The sequence below is a fragment of the Mycobacterium sp. KBS0706 genome, from assembly GCF_005938675.2.
Lineage (GTDB): Bacteria > Pseudomonadota > Alphaproteobacteria > DSM-16000 > Inquilinaceae > Inquilinus.
Genome location: NZ_VCCH02000138.1, coordinates 1 through 14,795, shown reverse-complemented (window position 1 = coordinate 14,795; position 14,795 = coordinate 1). Strand labels below are relative to the sequence as shown.

Here is a 14,795-nt window from a genome sequence, read left to right as displayed (position 1 = left end):
TCGGCCGCCCGGTCGAGGTGAATGAGATCCCGCGCGAGGCCTGGGAACGGACGTTTCGCGACATCGGTTTTTCCGAGCCGGCCGCGCGGTCCTATGCCCGCATGACCGCGGCCGGCGTCGACGGCGGCTTCGAGAGGCCGGACCAGCCCGTGCGCGGATCGGTGACGCTGAAGGACTATATCGGCGCTCTCGTGCGCGATCAGCCGCTCGGTCGTTGACCCTGCGCTTCGCCTCGTAGACCTTGCCGGTCATGGACATGCCCGGCGCCATGATCGTCTTCGCCCAGGTCGTCGACAGCCGCAGCTTCTCGGCTGCGGCAGCGCGGCTCGGCCTGTCGAAATCGGCGGTCAGCAAGCAGATCGCGAAGCTGGAGGACCGGCTCGGCGCCCGGCTGCTGAACCGCACCACCCGCACCCTCAGCCCGACCGATGCCGGCCAGGATTTCTACGAGCGCTGCCTCCGCGTCGCCCGCGAGGTCGAGGAGGCGGAGCGGGCGATCACCCATCTGTCGGCCGAGCCGCGCGGCGTGCTGCGGCTGAACGCGCCGGCCAGCTTCGGCCGCGAGTACCTGGCGCCGCTGGTGCCGGAGATGCTGGCGCGCTGGCCGGAGCTGCGGATCGAGGCGCTGTTCGAGGACCGCTTCGTCGACGTCGTGGCCGAGGGCTTCGACCTGGTGATCCGGATCACCCGGCTGCAGGATTCCAGCCTGGTGGCCCGGCGCATCGCCTCGTGCCGCCGGCTGGTCTGCGCCGCGCCGTCCTATCTCGCCCGCCGCGGCGTGCCGCGCACCCCGGCCGAGCTGCTGCAGCACGACTGCATCCTCTACAGCTACGCCACCGACCAGAACGAGTGGGAGTTCGTCGGCCCGGACGGGCGACTGGAGACGGTGCGGGTCGACGGCCGGCTGCGCGCCAACAACGCCGAGGTCACCCTGGCGGCACTGCGGGCCGGCGCCGGGCTGGCGCTGTCGCCGGACTTCATCGTCGGCCCGGACATCGCCGCCGGGCGCCTGGTGCCGCTGCTGACCGACTACGAGAACCCGTTCGGCGCGATCTACGCCGTCTGGCCGCACAACCGCAACCTGGCGCCCAAGGTGCGCGCGGTGGTGGACTTCCTGGTCGAACGCTTCGCCGCCGAGCCGATCTGGGAGCGGCGCTAGCCGGCTCCGCCCTCGGCACCGCCATGGGTCTGCGTGCGCAGCGGCCGGTGCTCCACCCGCAGATAGATCAGGAGGCTGAGCGCGAACACCGCCGCCACCGCCGCGAACAGCACGGCGAAGGCGCGGGCGATGGCGACACGCTCGGTCTCGCCCAGCGGCCGGCGCACCAGCTCCTCCAGCCCGGAGACCGAGGCGACCGAAGGGCTCCAGGCCACGATCAGCCCCAGCACCAGCGCCGACCCGGCGGCGACCAGGATGGCCCCGCCGAGGGCGCGGGAGAAGCCGACGGCCCCGGTCACCGCGCCGAGGTCGCGGATCGCCGCGGCGTTCTGCGACGCCACCATGCTGGCCGGGAAGATCGGCCCGACGCCGAGCCCGACGATCATCAGCAGGCCGGAGGCGATCAGCGGCGTGGCGTGGGTCGCCACCGCCGCCAGCGCCAGCGCCGCCACGATCGCCACCGGCAGCCCGACCATCGGCGGCCGGCGATAGGTGCCGGTGCGGGTGATGTAGCGGCCACACAGCGAGGCGGTCACGGTGGTCGAGACCATCAGCGGGATCATCATCAGCCCGACCTCGCCGGTCCCGGCCTGCAGCGCCACCTGCAGATAGGTCGGCGCCAGCACCGCCAGCACCAGATAGCCGCCGAAGGCGAGGAAGACCGACAGCAGCACCGGCCCGACCACGGCATCGCCGAGGAAGCGCGGCGGCAGGATCGGCTGCTCGACCCGGCCCTGGCGGCGGAAGAACAGCCAGCCGGCGGCGACCGCCACCGCCGCGGTCGCGGCGATCGGCAGCGAGGCCCAGGGGAAGGCCGTGCCGCCCCAGGACAGGCCGAGCAGCAGCGCCACGGTGCCGAGGCTGAGCAGGGCGACGGAGGTGAAATCGATCCGCGCCTTGACCCGCGGCACCGGCAGCTTGCGCAGCGCCCGGTCGACGATGCCGATGGCCAGCAGGCCCAAGGGCAGGTTGATCCAGAAGATCCAGGGCCAGCCGGCATATTGCGTCAGGGCGCCGCCCAGGGTCGGGCCGATCAGGGCCGAGCCGGCCCAGACCGTGGCGAAATAGGCGGCGTAGCGGCCGCGCTCGCGCGGCGCCACCACATCGGCGATCACGGTCTGCGCCAGGGTCAGCAGGCCGCCGCCGCCGACGCCCTGCAACGCCCGGGCCGCGATCAGCATGGTCATCGTGGTGGACAGGGCGCACAGCGCCGAGGCGACCAGGAACAGCACCAGGCAGCCCAGCAGCATCAGCCGGCGGCCATACAGGTCGCTGAGCTTGCCGAGGATCGGCGTGGCGCAGGTCGAGGTCAGCAGATAGGCGGTGACGACCCAGGAGATCAGCTCGAAATCGCCGAGCTCGCGCCCGATCGAGGGCAGGGCGGTGGCGACGATGGTCTGGTCGAGCGCCGACAGGAACAGCGCCAGCAGGGCGCCGAGCACGATGGTGCGGATCTCGGACTGGGTCAGGGTCATTTTTGCCGCTTCCTCCCGCCCCGCGCGAGTCGGGGCGCGCCATCCTAGCGGCTGCAGGAGGCGGGGAGGGCGGCGAAGGACCGGGAGCAGCTTTGCGGGGCCGGAGCCGCCCCCTCACCCGAAATCGCTGCGCGATTTCGACCTCTCCCCGAGGAGAGGTGAACATTCCCCTCTCCTCGGGGAGAGGGAGGGGCCCGGCGCCGAAGGCGACGGGAGGGTGAGGGGGAGCGGACCGTGCCGCACCCGCCTCAGCCCGCCGCGTCTTTCAGCGGCAGCGTCACCATCTGGACCAGCCCGCCTTCGGGACGGTTGGCGATCTCGATCCGGCCGCCGGTGCGGTCGATGATCTCCTTGGCGATGGCCAGGCCCAGCCCGGCGCCCGGCACCGTCTGGCGCCGGGCCGGGTCGACCCGGAAGAACGGCTCGAACACCTGGGCCAGCAGATCCGGCGGGATGCCCGGGCCGCGGTCGGTGATGGTGATGCGGGCCTCGCCTTGGGCCTCGCCGCGGGCCGCGTCCAGCGCCACCTCGGCGCCCTTGCCGTGGGTGGCGGCGTTGATCACCAGGTTGCGCAGCGCCCGCTTCAGCGCCAGCGGCCCGGCCTTGACCGAGGCCGGCGCGGCCCGCAACAGGACCACCGGCAGGCCCTGCTCGGCCAGCTCGGTGCTGACGGTCTCGACCAGCCGGTCGAGGCGCACCGGCTCGGAATCGTCGCCCTCGACCTCCTCGCGCACCAGCCGGATGGCGCTGTCGGCGATGCGGTCGAGCTCGTCGAGGTCCTTCAGCCAGGATTCGCGCTCCTCCTCCGGCAGGAACTCGGCGCGCAGGCGCATCCGGGTCATCGGCGTGCGCAGGTCGTGGCCGGCGGCGGCGACCAGGCGCATCCGGCTCTCCATCGCCGCGCGCAGCCGGGCCGACAGGCGGTTCAGCGTCCGCGCCGTGGTCTTCATCTCGGCCGAGCCGGTCTCCGCCAGCTCCGGCAGGGTGCCGTCCGGCCCGATCCGGGCGATGGTGCCCTCCAGCAGCGCCAGCGGCCTGATCACCCGGTCGGCGGCGACCGCGGCGATGCCGATCGCGCCCAGCACCAGCAGCAGCATCCAGCCGGCGAAGGCCAGTGGCACGCCCTGCGGCACCGGCAGGTCGGGCATCGGCAGCCACAACCAGCGGCGCGGATCGATCTGCACCGACAGGATCTGCGGCTCTTCGGGGCTCTGCCGGGAGATGAGCATGGGCAAGGCGTTGCCGGCGTTGTGCATGGCGTCCCGCAGCAGGTCCATCCCGCGCTGGTCCGGCTTGCCCGGCGCCGGCATCGGGTGCAGCTCGAAATCGGCCGCCCGCCCGGGGTTGTCGACCGGCCCGATGCCGTTCTCGACCAGGTCGGCGATCAGCCGGATCTGCCGCACGAAGGGATCGATGGTGCGGGTCGGCGAGGGCTCGCGCAGCAGCAGCAGGGCGACGAAGCTGGCGATGCCGACCACGGCGATGATGGAGACCGCCAGCAGCAGGATGATGCGGGCGCGCAGCGTGTTCACGCCGCTGCTCCGATCTGCTCGACCGACACGGCGAGTTGGTAGCCGCCGTTGCGCACCGTCTTGAACAGCTGGAACCGGCCGCCGTCGCCCAGCTTGCGGCGCAGCCGGCTGACCAGCACGTCGATCGACCGGTCCAGCGGCTCCGCCTCGCGGCCCTGGGTCAGGTCCAGCAGCTGGTCGCGCGACAGGATCCGGCCCGGCCGCTCCAGGAAGGCCAGCAGCAGCTCGAACTCGGCGCCGGTCAGGACCACCTCCTCGCTGGCGTCGTCGAAGATGCGCCGGGTGGCCGGATCGGCGATGAAGTTGGCGAAGCGATAGCGGCCCAGCGGTGCTGCCTCCTCCGGCACCGTCGCCCCGGTCCGGCGCAGCACGGCCCGGATCCGCGCCACGAGCTCGCGCGGGTTGAACGGCTTGCCGAGATAGTCGTCGGCGCCGATCTCCAGCCCGATGATGCGGTCGACATCCTCCTTCAGCGCGGTCAGCAGGATGACCGGCAGATGCGGCTTGCGCCGGCTCAGCTCGCGGCAGATCTCGAGCCCGGAGCCGTCGGGCAGCATGACGTCGAGCACCAGCAGGTCGATCCGGCCCGCCGCCAGCCGCTCCTCGCATTCGCGCCGGTCGGCGGCCAGGCTGACCCGGAAGTTCTGGCCGTCGAGATAGCGGCCGAGCAGACGACGGATCTCGGGATCGTCGTCGACGACAAGGATATGGGGAGAAGTCTGCATCGATCGGGAAGACGCCAAAGCTGTTGTCGTGATCTTTACGGCACCGGAGACGGCAGGCGACGGATTTTCTGCAACGAAGTATTGCCGGCGGCCGGCCGGCAACGTTGGGCAACCAATTTCCTCTGGCGGTCCACATTCGGCAATGGGGGGACGAAAGGCAGCAACACGGCGCTCCTAGCTTCGCCTCGTTCACAGCAACAGGAGTCATCGATGAAATCCACTGTCGCCATCATCGGTGTTGCGACGGCCGGTGTCATCGGTCTCACCCTCGGCGCGGTGCTGAGCCCGGGCGGCACGGCTCTGGCCGACCCGGTCAACGCCAACGCGGTGCACGCCGCCCCGTCTTATGCGATGCCATGGGGTCCGGGAGGCCTGAGCGGTCCCGGCGGCCCCGACAAGCCCGGTCCCGGCTGGGGTCGCCGGCCCGATTTCCGGATGAAGCTGGCGCGCGACCTGGCCGGGCTGGAGACCCTGATCGGCATCCGTGCCGACCAGCTCGACGCCTGGCGCGACTACACCAGCGCCCTCCTGGCCGTGGCGGAGCCGCCGCGGCCGACCATGCCGCCGGCGGACGGCAAGGGTCCGGAGGCCTTCGCCCCGGCCGAGCGCCTGGCCGATGCCGCGATCGCCCGGGGCGATGCGGCCGCGACGTTGAAATCGGCGATCACGGTTCTGCGCGACAGGCTGTCGCCGGAGCAGATCGCCCTGCTGCAGCAGGCGGAGCGGCACATGGGGCCGCCGCCTCCCTTCCCTGGTCCCGGTCCGCAGGATCAGCGCTTCGGCCCCCCGGCCGAGCGTCCGGTGCCCCACGCCGGCTGACGGACCGGTCGGGCCGGCCCGGTGTTCCCCCCACGCAACCGGGCCGGCCCGATGTCTCTGCCTCTTCCCGACACTGATCGGTCATCGTGAGATCACATCTTCTGCGCGGCACCGCGTCGCTGCTCGCCCTGGTCCTGGCGGGCTGCGCGGTCGGCCCCGATTTCGAGCGTCCGGCCGCGCCGGGCGTCGGCCAGTACACGCCCGGCACGCCCCTGGCGCAGACCGCCTCGGCCAACGTGCCGGGTGGTGCTGCGCAGCGCATCCAGAACGGCCGGGACATCCCGGGCGACTGGTGGCGTGTGTTCCGGTCCGAGCCGCTGAACCGGCTGGTGGCCGAGGCGCTGAAGGCCAATCCCGACATCCAGTCGGCCCAGGCGGCGCTGCGCCAGGCGCAGGAGAATGTCTCGGCCGGGCAGGGCGAGCTGTTCCCGACCGTCAGCGGCTCCAGCTCCGCCACGCGGGAGCAGGGCAACAGCACGGTGTCGACCACCGCCGGGTCGCGCACCGTGACCTCGGTCTACAACGTCACCGGCGCCTCGGTCGACGTGTCCTACGACCTCGACGTGTTCGGCGGCACGCGGCGCAACATCGAATCGCTGCAAGCCACGGCCGATTACGAGCGCTACCAGCTCGAGGCCAGCTATCTGACCATCAGCAGCAACGTGGTGACGGCGGCGATCCAGGAGGCCTCACTCAGGGCCCAGATCAAGGCCACCGAGGACATCATCAAGGCCGAGCGCGCCTTCCTGGCGATCCTGCAGCAGCAATTCTCGCTCGGCGGCATCTCGCAGGCCGACGTGGCGTCGCAGCAGGCCACGGTGGCGCAGGACGAGGCGCTGCTGCCGCCGCTGCAGAAGCAGCTGGCGCAGCAGCGCAACCAGCTGGCCGTCTATCTCGGCCGCTTCCCCAGCGAGATCTCGGGCGATGATTTCGAGCTGTCCGGGCTGACCCTGCCGGCCGACCTGCCGCTCAGCCTGCCGTCCAAGCTGGTCGAGCAGCGGCCGGACATCCGGTCGTCGGAGGCGCAGCTCGGGGCCGCCAGCGCCAAGATCGGCGTCGCCATCGCCAACATGCTGCCGCAGATCACGCTCAGCGCCAGCTACGGCAGCAGCGCCGACAGCTTCGGCAGCCTGTTCTCGCCCGGTACCATCGCCTGGTCCCTGGCCGGGCAGGTGGTGCAGACGATCTTCGACGGCGGCTCGCTGCTGCACGACAAGCGCGCCGCCGAGGCCGGCTTCGACCAGGCGGCGGCGCAGTATCGCAGCACCGTGCTGTCGGCGTTCCAGGACGTCGCCGACACGCTGCACGCGATCCAGTACGACGCCGACACGCTGAAGGCGCAGCTGGCGGCGGAGCAGGCGGCCCAGCGCAGCCTCGGCATCGCCCGCAGCCAGTACCAGGCCGGCGCCACCACCTACACCACCGTGCTGACCGCGCAGACCGGCCTCCTGAACGCCCGGATCAGCCGGATCCAGGCCCAGGCCTTGCGGCTCAGCGACACCGCGGCGCTGTACCAGGCGCTCGGCGGCGGCTGGTGGAACCGCACCGACACCCCCGCCGGCCACAAGCAGCCGACCCCCAGCCTGCCCGATTGATCGACGGACAAAGACATGGCCAAGAGCAGAACGGCTTCGATGATCATCCGCATGGTGGTCATGCTGATCGTGATCGGCGTGATCCTGGGCGGCATCTTCGGCTTCCAGGCCTTCAAGAGCCAGATGATCGCCCAGGCGATCGCGGCCCGCAGCAACCCCGCCCAGACCGTGTCGACCACCACCGCGACCTCGTCCGACTGGCAGGAGCGGCTGGAGGCGGTGGGCAGCTTCCGCGCGGTCAACGGCGCCGCCTTGTCCTCCGAGGTGGCGGGCATCGTCGAGGCGATCAGCTTCCAGGACGGCCAGGACGTCGCCGCCGGCACGCCGCTGTTGCAGCTGCGCGCCGAGGAGGATCTGGCGACGCTGCAGCAGTACCGGGCGGCGGCGGAGAACGCCCAGGTCACCTATGACCGCGACCTGAAGCAGCTCAAGGCCCAGGGCGTCAGCCAGGCCACGGTCGACAGCGACCTCGCGACGCTGAAGCAGGCCCAGGCCCAGGTCGCGGCGCAGCAGGCGCTGATCGACAAGAAGACGGTCAAGGCGCCCTTCGCCGGCCGGCTCGGCGTGCGCGAGGTCGATCTCGGCCAGTATCTGAGCGCCGGCACCACGGTCGTCACCCTGCAGTCGCTCGACCCGATCCTGTTCGACTTCACCCTGCCACAGCAGGCCCTGGCCAAGCTCAAGGTCGGGCAGGCTGTGGCGGCGACGCTCGACGGCTATCCGGATCGCAGCTTCGACGGCACGATCACCGCGATCAGCCCGCTGGTCGACAGCACCACCCGCAGCCTGACGGTGCGGGCCAGCTTCGCCAACCCGGACCACGTCCTGCTGCCCGGCATGTACGGCAAGGCCGCGGTCGCGGTCGGCGCGCCGCAGCGCTACGTCACCCTGCCGGCGACGGCGATCGTGTCCAACCCCTATGGCGACATCGCCTATGTCGTGGCGGGGCAGGGGGCGGCCCAGACCGTGAAGCAGATCTTCGTCACCACCGCCGGCAGCCGCGGCGACCAGGTCGCGGTGGCCAAGGGCGTGGCCGAGGGCGACACCGTCGTCACCTCCGGCCAGCTGAAGCTCCAGAACGGCTCGCCGGTCACGGTCAACAACAGCGTGACGCCGCCGAACGACCCGAACGCCGCCCCGGCGGACCCGAGCTGAGGCCGCCATGAACATCACCGACATCTTCATCCGCCGGCCGGTGCTGGCGCTGGTGGTCAGCCTGCTGATCGTGGTCCTCGGCTACCAGTCCTACGCCTCGCTGGCCGTGCGCCAGTATCCGAAGACCGAGAACGCGGTCGTCACCGTGGCCACGACCTATTCGGGCGCCGATCCGGACGTGATCGCCGGCTTCATCACCACGCCGCTGGAAAACGCCATCGCCCAGGCGAACGGCATCGACTACATGACCTCGACCTCGACCAGCGGCGTCTCGACCATTACCGTCAATCTGCGGCTGAACTACAACTCCGACGCCGCGGTCACCGAGATCAACACCAAGGTCAACTCGGTGCTCAACCAGCTGCCCTCGGGGGCGCAGCAGCCGACCATCACGCTGTCGGTCGGCCAGACCATCGCCGCCATGTATATCGGCTTCTATAGCGACGTCCTGGCCGCGAACCAGATCACCGACTACCTGACCCGCGTGGTGCAGCCGAAGCTGCAGGCGGTGCAGGGGGTGCAGACGGCGGAGCTTTTGGGTCCGAAAGTGTTCGCGCTCCGCGTCTGGCTCGACCCCGACAAGCTGGCCGGCTACGGCCTGACCGCCACCGACGTCTACACCGCGCTCGGCAACAACAACGCGATCTCCGGCATCGGCACCACCAAGGGCAACGCCACCCAGATCACCCTGACCGCCTCGACCGACCTGCACGATGTCGAGGAGTTCCGCAACCTGGTGGTCAAGCAGTCGGACGGCGCCGTGATCCGGCTGAAGGATCTCGGCCAGGTCGTGCTCGGCTCGCAGGATTACGAGAGCCGGTCCACCGTCGACGGCCGCACCGGCATCATGATGGGCATCGAGGTGGCGCCGACCGCCAACCTGCTCGACGTCGTCGCCGGGGTGAAGGCGGCGATGCCCGGCCTCCAGGCCCAGTTGCCCAGCGGGTTGCACGCCACCCTGATCTACGATTCCAGCGCCTTCGTCACCAGCTCGATCACCGAGGTCGTGACCAGCCTGGTCGAGGCGCTGGTGATCGTGGTGCTGGTGGTGTTCCTGTTCCTGGGCTCGCCGCGCTCGGTGTTCATCCCGGTGGTGGCGATCCCGCTGTCGCTGGTCGGCACCTTCGCGATGATGCTGGCCTTCGGCTTCTCCATCAACCTGCTGACCCTGTTGGCTCTGGTGCTGGCGATCGGCCTTGTGGTCGACGACGCCATCATCGTGGTCGAGAACGTCAACCGCCACATCGAGGAGGGGGCGACGCCGCTGCAGGCCGCGCTCGACGCGGCGCGCGAGCTGGTCGGGCCGATCATCGCCATGACCGTGGTGCTGGTGGCCGTGTATGTCCCGATCGGCTTCCAGGGCGGGCTGACCGGCGCGCTGTTCACCGAATTCGCCTTCACCCTGGTCGGCGCGGTCGCCGTCTCGATGGTGGTGGCGCTGACTCTGACGCCGATGATGTGCTCGCGCATCCTCAAGCCGCATCTGGCCGACCGCAGCGGCTGGGAGGAGCGGCTGACGGATGTCATCGACCGCGGATTCGAGCACATCCGGCGGCCCTATCAGCGCATGCTGCACGGCAGCCTGAACACCGTGGCGGTGACGATGGTCTTCGCCGTCATCGTGCTCGGCAGCATCTATTTCCTCTACGCCGATGCGCAGACCGAGCTGGCGCCGAACGAGGACCAGGGCGCGGTCCTGGTCTCCACCACCAACCCGCCGCAGGCGACCTTGGCGCTGAAGGCCTCGAACTCCGACCAGGTGGCCCAGGCGATGCGGGCCTATCCGGAGACCGACCACACCCTCGGCATCGACAGCAGCGGCACCTCGATCGCGGTCCAGGTGCTGAAGCCCTGGGACCAGCGCGAGCGCACCGCCGGCACGGTGCAGACCCTGATGCAGCAGGACATCGCCAAGATCGCGGCGGCCCAGAGCGTGGCCTTCCAGCCGGCGCCGCTGCCGGGCAGCAACGGTCTGCCGATCCAGTTCGCCATCACCACGACCGACGGGTTCAAGGAGCTCAACGACGTCGCCACCGCCTTCCAGCAGGCGGCGCAGAAGTCCGGCCTGTTCGTGTTCCTGACCCGCGACCTGCAGGTCGACAAGCCGCAGGCCGAGATCCGCATCGACCGCGACAAGGCGGCGGCGCTGGGCCTGACCATGAGCGATGTCGGCACCGCCATGGCCACCATCCTCGGCGGCGGCTACGTCAACTATTTCAGCATCGACGGCCGGTCGTACCAGGTGATCCCGCAGGTGCAGCAGCGCTCGCGCCTGACCACCGACCAGGTGCTGAACTACCCGGTCACCGCGGTGAACGGCACCCAGATCCCGCTGTCCTCGATCGCCACGATCAAGACCGAGGCGGCGCCGCGCTCGATCTCGCATTTCCAGCAGCTCAACTCGGCCACCATCTCGGGCGTGCCGGCGCCGGGCATCTCGACCGGCCAGGCGCTGGCGCAGCTGAAGTCGCTGGCCGACCAGACGCTGCCGCCGGGCTACACGGTCGACTATGGCGGCCAGTCGCGCCAGACGGTGCAGGAATCGAGCGGCCTGGTGCAGATGTTCGCGCTGGCGCTGATCATCATCTTCCTGGCGCTGGCGGCCCAGTTCAACAGCTTCCGCGACCCGCTGATCATCCTGGTCTCGGTGCCGATGTCGATCGCCGGCGCGCTGGCCTTCATCAGCGTCGGCGTCGGCGGCGCCACCATGAACATCTACACCCAGGTCGGGCTGGTGACGCTGATGGGGCTGATCAGCAAGCACGGCATCCTGATCGTCGAGGTCGCCAACAGCCTGCAGCAGGCCGGCAAGACCAAGCGCGAGGCGATCGAAGGCGCCGCCTCGATCCGGCTGCGTCCGATCCTGATGACCACGGGCGCGATGGTGCTGGGCGTGGTGCCGCTGATCCTGGCGACCGGCGCCGGCGCGGTCTCGCGCTTCAACATGGGCCTGGTCATCGCCAGCGGCCTGACCATCGGCACGATCTTCACGCTGTTCGTGGTGCCGGCCGTCTACATGCTGCTGGCTGCGGATCACCATGCGGAGGGGGCGAGGGAGGGAGAGCCGAAGCCGAGCGAGGCGTGACGGCTTGGCCGTCGGATGCTTTGCCGCGCTCGCGATGACGGCCTTGGGGCACAAGCGACCCACACCGTCATCGCGAGCCTGCACAGGAGGCGCGGCGATCTAGCCTGCCGCCGCCAGGTACCGCGGGACTGGACTGCTTCGCTCCGCGCGCTGTGACCATTTCGCCGCCGCCCTGAGTTCGCCGGCTCAACCAGGGACCGAAGTCGAGTCAGGACATTGCGAATGATATTGAAAGAACATTACGATTCTCGTATCATTATCTTCTGAAAATTGGCTCGATATCATACATAAAATTTTACAGATGATTTTGTAGTCCCTGCGACGGCGGGACGTTTCAGCTCATTCGGCTGAGCCCATAGGGGGAAATCATGGCGATCCGGCGAATAGTCGCGGCAGCTCTCGCGCTCCTCTGCCTTGGCAGCGTCGCCGCAGGAAAAGCTGGCGCGCAGGATGTACCTGCGCCGGCCATTTCGCCAGACCCGCTCCCCGATGTGCCGCCGACACCCTCGGGGCAGGATCCCTTCCCATTCTTCGACAATTACAGTTGGCGCAGCTTCATCGCCCTCAACTGGCCGGCCTTCGACGATCCCGCGAAGCGTGGCCAGCCTGACCGGTCGAAGCCGTTCGGTGATGCCAGCGGGCCGCGCGTGTGGACAACCTGGAAGTCGAGAATCGAGATATTCCAACCGGGTGGGAAAGACCCCAGTGCGTGGACTTCCTATGAGGGGGTGAATCCCTGCGGTCCGTCCTTCACCAATGATGTGGTGACGCTCAGCGCGTTCACTGCATTCGGCGACTTCAACCAAGCGGTCTTCAGCCTGGGCGACCTGGGCAATCCCTTGATCGCACAGAACCAGACCTATGTGCGCTACGAGGTCAGGGTAAACCAGACAGAGTTCGATTCGATTGTTCGGAACCGCTGGTATATCGAAGCCAATCTGCCAAAACCGGAGAATCCCGTTCCGTTTGGCCAAGGATCCACCGAAGTGAAGGCGGCGTGGCGCGTATTGACGGACAGGGACACATCTGCCATCCGCGCTCGCTACTACATAGTTCACGACGCTAATGTATTCGATGTTGCTGCCAACAAATGTGTTAGCCGGGACATCGCCCTTGTCGGCTTTCACATCGTGACGAAGACGCCCCATCGGCCGCAATGGATTTGGTCGACGTTCGAGCAGGTGGACAACGTACCCGGGCTGACCACCGAGCCGAAGCCTCCCACCGGCATCGCCTTGTCGTTCAACGACCCGTCCAAGCCGCAAGCGCTCGATCCCGCCAGACGCCCCAAAGCGATTTCTCCCACCAATCCACCCGTCGCTTCGCCAGCACCCATGCAGGTGGTGCGCAAGCAGCAGATCCAACCCGAAACAATGAAGATGAACAACGCCTACTGGAGCTTGCCTGGCATCAAAGGCACGGTGTGGGAGAACTACATGCTGGTCGCAACCCAGTGGCCGACCCAGATTAGCCCCGAGGATCCAAATAATGACGGGAAACCGTTCCCCGACGGTGGATCCGAGATCGCCAATACAACTATGGAGACATACTTCCAGTTTGACGGGGGCAGCTGCATGACATGCCATCAGATATCTAACGAACAGGGGCGCGATTTCGTCATGTTCGTGACGATGGACGCATTTCGGCCAGGAGCGCTGGCTACAGCCGATCTGTTCTCCACGCAGCTCGCCCGAGGGAAGCAAGCGCCGCCAAGCAGCCCGCCGCTCGGCTCCGATCCAATGATGAAGTCTCTGATGCAGTTCTTCCAGGCAGCCGAGAATCAATAGTCAAGCCACCGCCCATCAGCTCCATCACCTCAATGACCCTCGAAGGAGGACGTGACAATGGCAGTCAGCTTCGCGACCGACATCCGGCCTCTATTCACGGACATCGATATAGATCACATGAGTTTCTACTGCGACCTGTCGAATTATGACGATGTCAAGGCGAATGCCACAGAGATCCTTGGGCGCCTGAAGAGCACTGGCAGGAAGCTGATGCCTCCTGTCTCATCCGGTGGGCCATGGACGCCTGACAAGATACAGCTGTTTCAGACATGGATCGACGACGGCTGCCCAGCTTAGGCCAAGCCCTGCCGATCCGGGACCAGCCGATGGCAGTACCCCTGCTCAAGACCCCTTCCGGCTGAGGAACAGCCCCATCTCCGTCCGGACCTCCAGCACGCCGCCCGCCTGCCGGAAGGCGCGGTCGATGGCCGCGCGAAAGGCCTCTTGCTGAGTCTCGCTGGCGGTCTCGCCCGGCGGAAAGGACGTCAGCGCCAGGAACACATCCTCGGGATCGGTGATCCGGAGGCCGGCCGGATGCCGGGACCAGGCCACGTTGCCGAACCGCGACCGCATCAGGCGCTCGGCTGCGTCGAAGCCGAAGATCGCGGCCATCGGCTCGGACGAGGCACCGCCAAACACGGTCGTCAGCTCGTACAGCTCGCGCATGTTGCCGGCGCCGTTGGTGGTGACCGCCAGGACGCCGCCGGGCCGGAGCACGCGCGCCATCTCCGCGATGCCGGCGGCCGGGTCGGCCAGGTGATACAGCATGTGCATGGCGATGACGGCGTCGAAGCTGCCGTCGTCGAAGGGCAGGGCCGCGGCGTCCGCCTGCCGCCCCGCGACCGAACCGAAGGGCAACGGCCGGCACCGGCCCGTCGCCTCCTCGACCATGCCCGGCGACTGGTCGGCCAGGGTCAGCGCCAGCCGGTCCGGCAGCCTGTCCGCCGCCGAGGCCCAGAACCAGCCCGGGCCGCAGCCGATGTCGACCACATGATCGCCGGCCCTGAGGGGCAACTGCTGGGCCACCCAGGCGAACCACGGCGTCTCGGCCACCGCGTATTCCCGGTGCAGGCGCGCCCGCGCCGCGAGCTTCCGGCTGTCGCCGTACTGTCTGGCCATGCCCGCGGATGGCGCGCCGCCCTGGTCGTTGCCGCTCATGATGCCTCGCTCGACCGTTCCGGCCGAGCCTATGCGCCGGCCGGACGGGCGGCAATCTCCCGAGTGGCGACGGACCATCCCGCCTGAGTGGGCGACGTCCTCGCGGCTCCTGCCGCTATCGCGAGCCCGCAAGCGCGGCGATCCAGGCTGCCGCCGCCTGCGCCGGCCGCGGCGAGTTGTTAACGCAAAGTTCATTGCGTCAACTGCGGCATTTGTTCATGATATGTTCCATGGAGCCCGCATCGGAAGATCCCGACATCCACGCTCACTGCCGCAGCCTCGCGCTGCAGCAGATCGGGGTGCTC

General features: G+C 68.9%; 12 protein-coding genes. 8 read left to right on the top strand and 4 right to left on the bottom strand.

Annotation, left to right across the window (positions count from 1 at the left end; genetic code table 11):
- A partial coding sequence (locus tag FFK22_RS43475; protein WP_221939172.1) for a hypothetical protein occupies positions 1–218 on the top strand: 218 nt, incomplete at its 5' end.
- 32 nt (positions 219–250) lie between these two features.
- Positions 251–1,159, top strand: a complete 909-nt coding sequence (locus tag FFK22_RS38035) for a LysR family transcriptional regulator (RefSeq protein ID WP_138892843.1) — start codon at positions 251–253, stop codon at positions 1,157–1,159.
- Here the strand turns inward: FFK22_RS38035 and FFK22_RS38030 are convergent.
- From FFK22_RS38030 to FFK22_RS38020, 3 genes are all read right to left on the bottom strand, one after another.
- On the bottom strand, positions 1,156–2,634 hold the full coding sequence (locus FFK22_RS38030) for an MFS transporter (protein WP_138892844.1): 1,479 nt from the start codon (positions 2,632–2,634) through the stop codon (positions 1,156–1,158). The genes FFK22_RS38035 and FFK22_RS38030 overlap by 4 nt on opposite strands.
- A gap of 248 nt (positions 2,635–2,882) precedes the next feature.
- On the bottom strand, positions 2,883–4,166 hold the full coding sequence (locus tag FFK22_RS38025; RefSeq protein WP_138892845.1) for an ATP-binding protein: 1,284 nt from the start codon (positions 4,164–4,166) through the stop codon (positions 2,883–2,885).
- The gene (locus tag FFK22_RS38020; protein ID WP_138892846.1) at positions 4,163–4,891 is read right to left on the bottom strand and encodes a response regulator; all 729 of its coding nucleotides are present in this window, start codon (positions 4,889–4,891) and stop codon (positions 4,163–4,165) included. The genes FFK22_RS38025 and FFK22_RS38020 overlap by 4 nt, the downstream gene beginning before the upstream one ends.
- 210 nt (positions 4,892–5,101) lie before the next feature.
- On the opposite strand from FFK22_RS38020, the gene FFK22_RS38015 reads away from it, so the two are divergent.
- From FFK22_RS38015 to FFK22_RS37990, 6 genes are all read left to right on the top strand, one after another.
- A complete protein-coding gene (locus tag FFK22_RS38015; RefSeq protein ID WP_138892847.1) occupies positions 5,102–5,710 on the top strand; it encodes a hypothetical protein in 609 nt (202 codons plus the stop codon).
- Positions 5,711–5,796: 86 nt separating this feature from the next.
- Positions 5,797–7,305: an efflux transporter outer membrane subunit gene (locus FFK22_RS38010; RefSeq protein ID WP_221939171.1), complete on the top strand. Its 1,509-nt coding sequence runs from the start codon at positions 5,797–5,799 to the stop codon at positions 7,303–7,305.
- Between the two features lie 15 nt (positions 7,306–7,320).
- Positions 7,321–8,460, top strand: a complete 1,140-nt coding sequence (locus FFK22_RS38005; protein WP_221939170.1) for an efflux RND transporter periplasmic adaptor subunit — start codon at positions 7,321–7,323, stop codon at positions 8,458–8,460.
- A gap of 7 nt (positions 8,461–8,467) precedes the next feature.
- Entirely contained in the window at positions 8,468–11,545 is a 3,078-nt protein-coding gene (locus FFK22_RS38000) for an efflux RND transporter permease subunit (RefSeq protein WP_138892849.1), read from the top strand.
- 368 nt (positions 11,546–11,913) lie between these two features.
- A complete protein-coding gene (locus tag FFK22_RS37995) occupies positions 11,914–13,332 on the top strand; it encodes a hypothetical protein (protein WP_138892850.1) in 1,419 nt (472 codons plus the stop codon).
- A gap of 57 nt (positions 13,333–13,389) precedes the next feature.
- Positions 13,390–13,629 carry a hypothetical protein gene (locus FFK22_RS37990; RefSeq protein ID WP_138892851.1) on the top strand — a complete coding sequence of 80 codons (240 nt, stop codon included), beginning with the start codon at positions 13,390–13,392 and terminating at the stop codon, positions 13,627–13,629.
- 45 nt (positions 13,630–13,674) lie between these two features.
- Here FFK22_RS37990 and FFK22_RS37985 read toward each other — a convergent pair whose 3' ends face one another.
- Positions 13,675–14,490: a class I SAM-dependent methyltransferase gene (locus tag FFK22_RS37985; RefSeq protein ID WP_138892852.1), complete on the bottom strand. Its 816-nt coding sequence runs from the start codon at positions 14,488–14,490 to the stop codon at positions 13,675–13,677.
- Positions 14,491–14,795 lie beyond the last annotated feature (305 nt).

What these genes read in the sequence shown, in the direction of transcription:
- FFK22_RS38020 (WP_138892846.1), bottom strand. Translation starts at nt 4,891, where the DNA reads ATGCAGACTTCTCCCCATATCCTTGTCGTCGACGACGATCCCGAGATC.
- FFK22_RS37985 (WP_138892852.1), bottom strand. Translation starts at nt 14,490, where the DNA reads ATGAGCGGCAACGACCAGGGCGGCGCGCCATCCGCGGGCATGGCCAGA.
- FFK22_RS38030 (WP_138892844.1), bottom strand. Translation starts at nt 2,634, where the DNA reads ATGACCCTGACCCAGTCCGAGATCCGCACCATCGTGCTCGGCGCCCTG.
- FFK22_RS38015 (WP_138892847.1), top strand. Translation starts at nt 5,102, where the DNA reads ATGAAATCCACTGTCGCCATCATCGGTGTTGCGACGGCCGGTGTCATC.
- FFK22_RS38005 (WP_221939170.1), top strand. Translation starts at nt 7,321, where the DNA reads ATGGCCAAGAGCAGAACGGCTTCGATGATCATCCGCATGGTGGTCATG.
- FFK22_RS38035 (WP_138892843.1), top strand. Translation starts at nt 251, where the DNA reads ATGGACATGCCCGGCGCCATGATCGTCTTCGCCCAGGTCGTCGACAGC.
- FFK22_RS37990 (WP_138892851.1), top strand. Translation starts at nt 13,390, where the DNA reads ATGGCAGTCAGCTTCGCGACCGACATCCGGCCTCTATTCACGGACATC.
- FFK22_RS38000 (WP_138892849.1), top strand. Translation starts at nt 8,468, where the DNA reads ATGAACATCACCGACATCTTCATCCGCCGGCCGGTGCTGGCGCTGGTG.
- FFK22_RS37995 (WP_138892850.1), top strand. Translation starts at nt 11,914, where the DNA reads ATGGCGATCCGGCGAATAGTCGCGGCAGCTCTCGCGCTCCTCTGCCTT.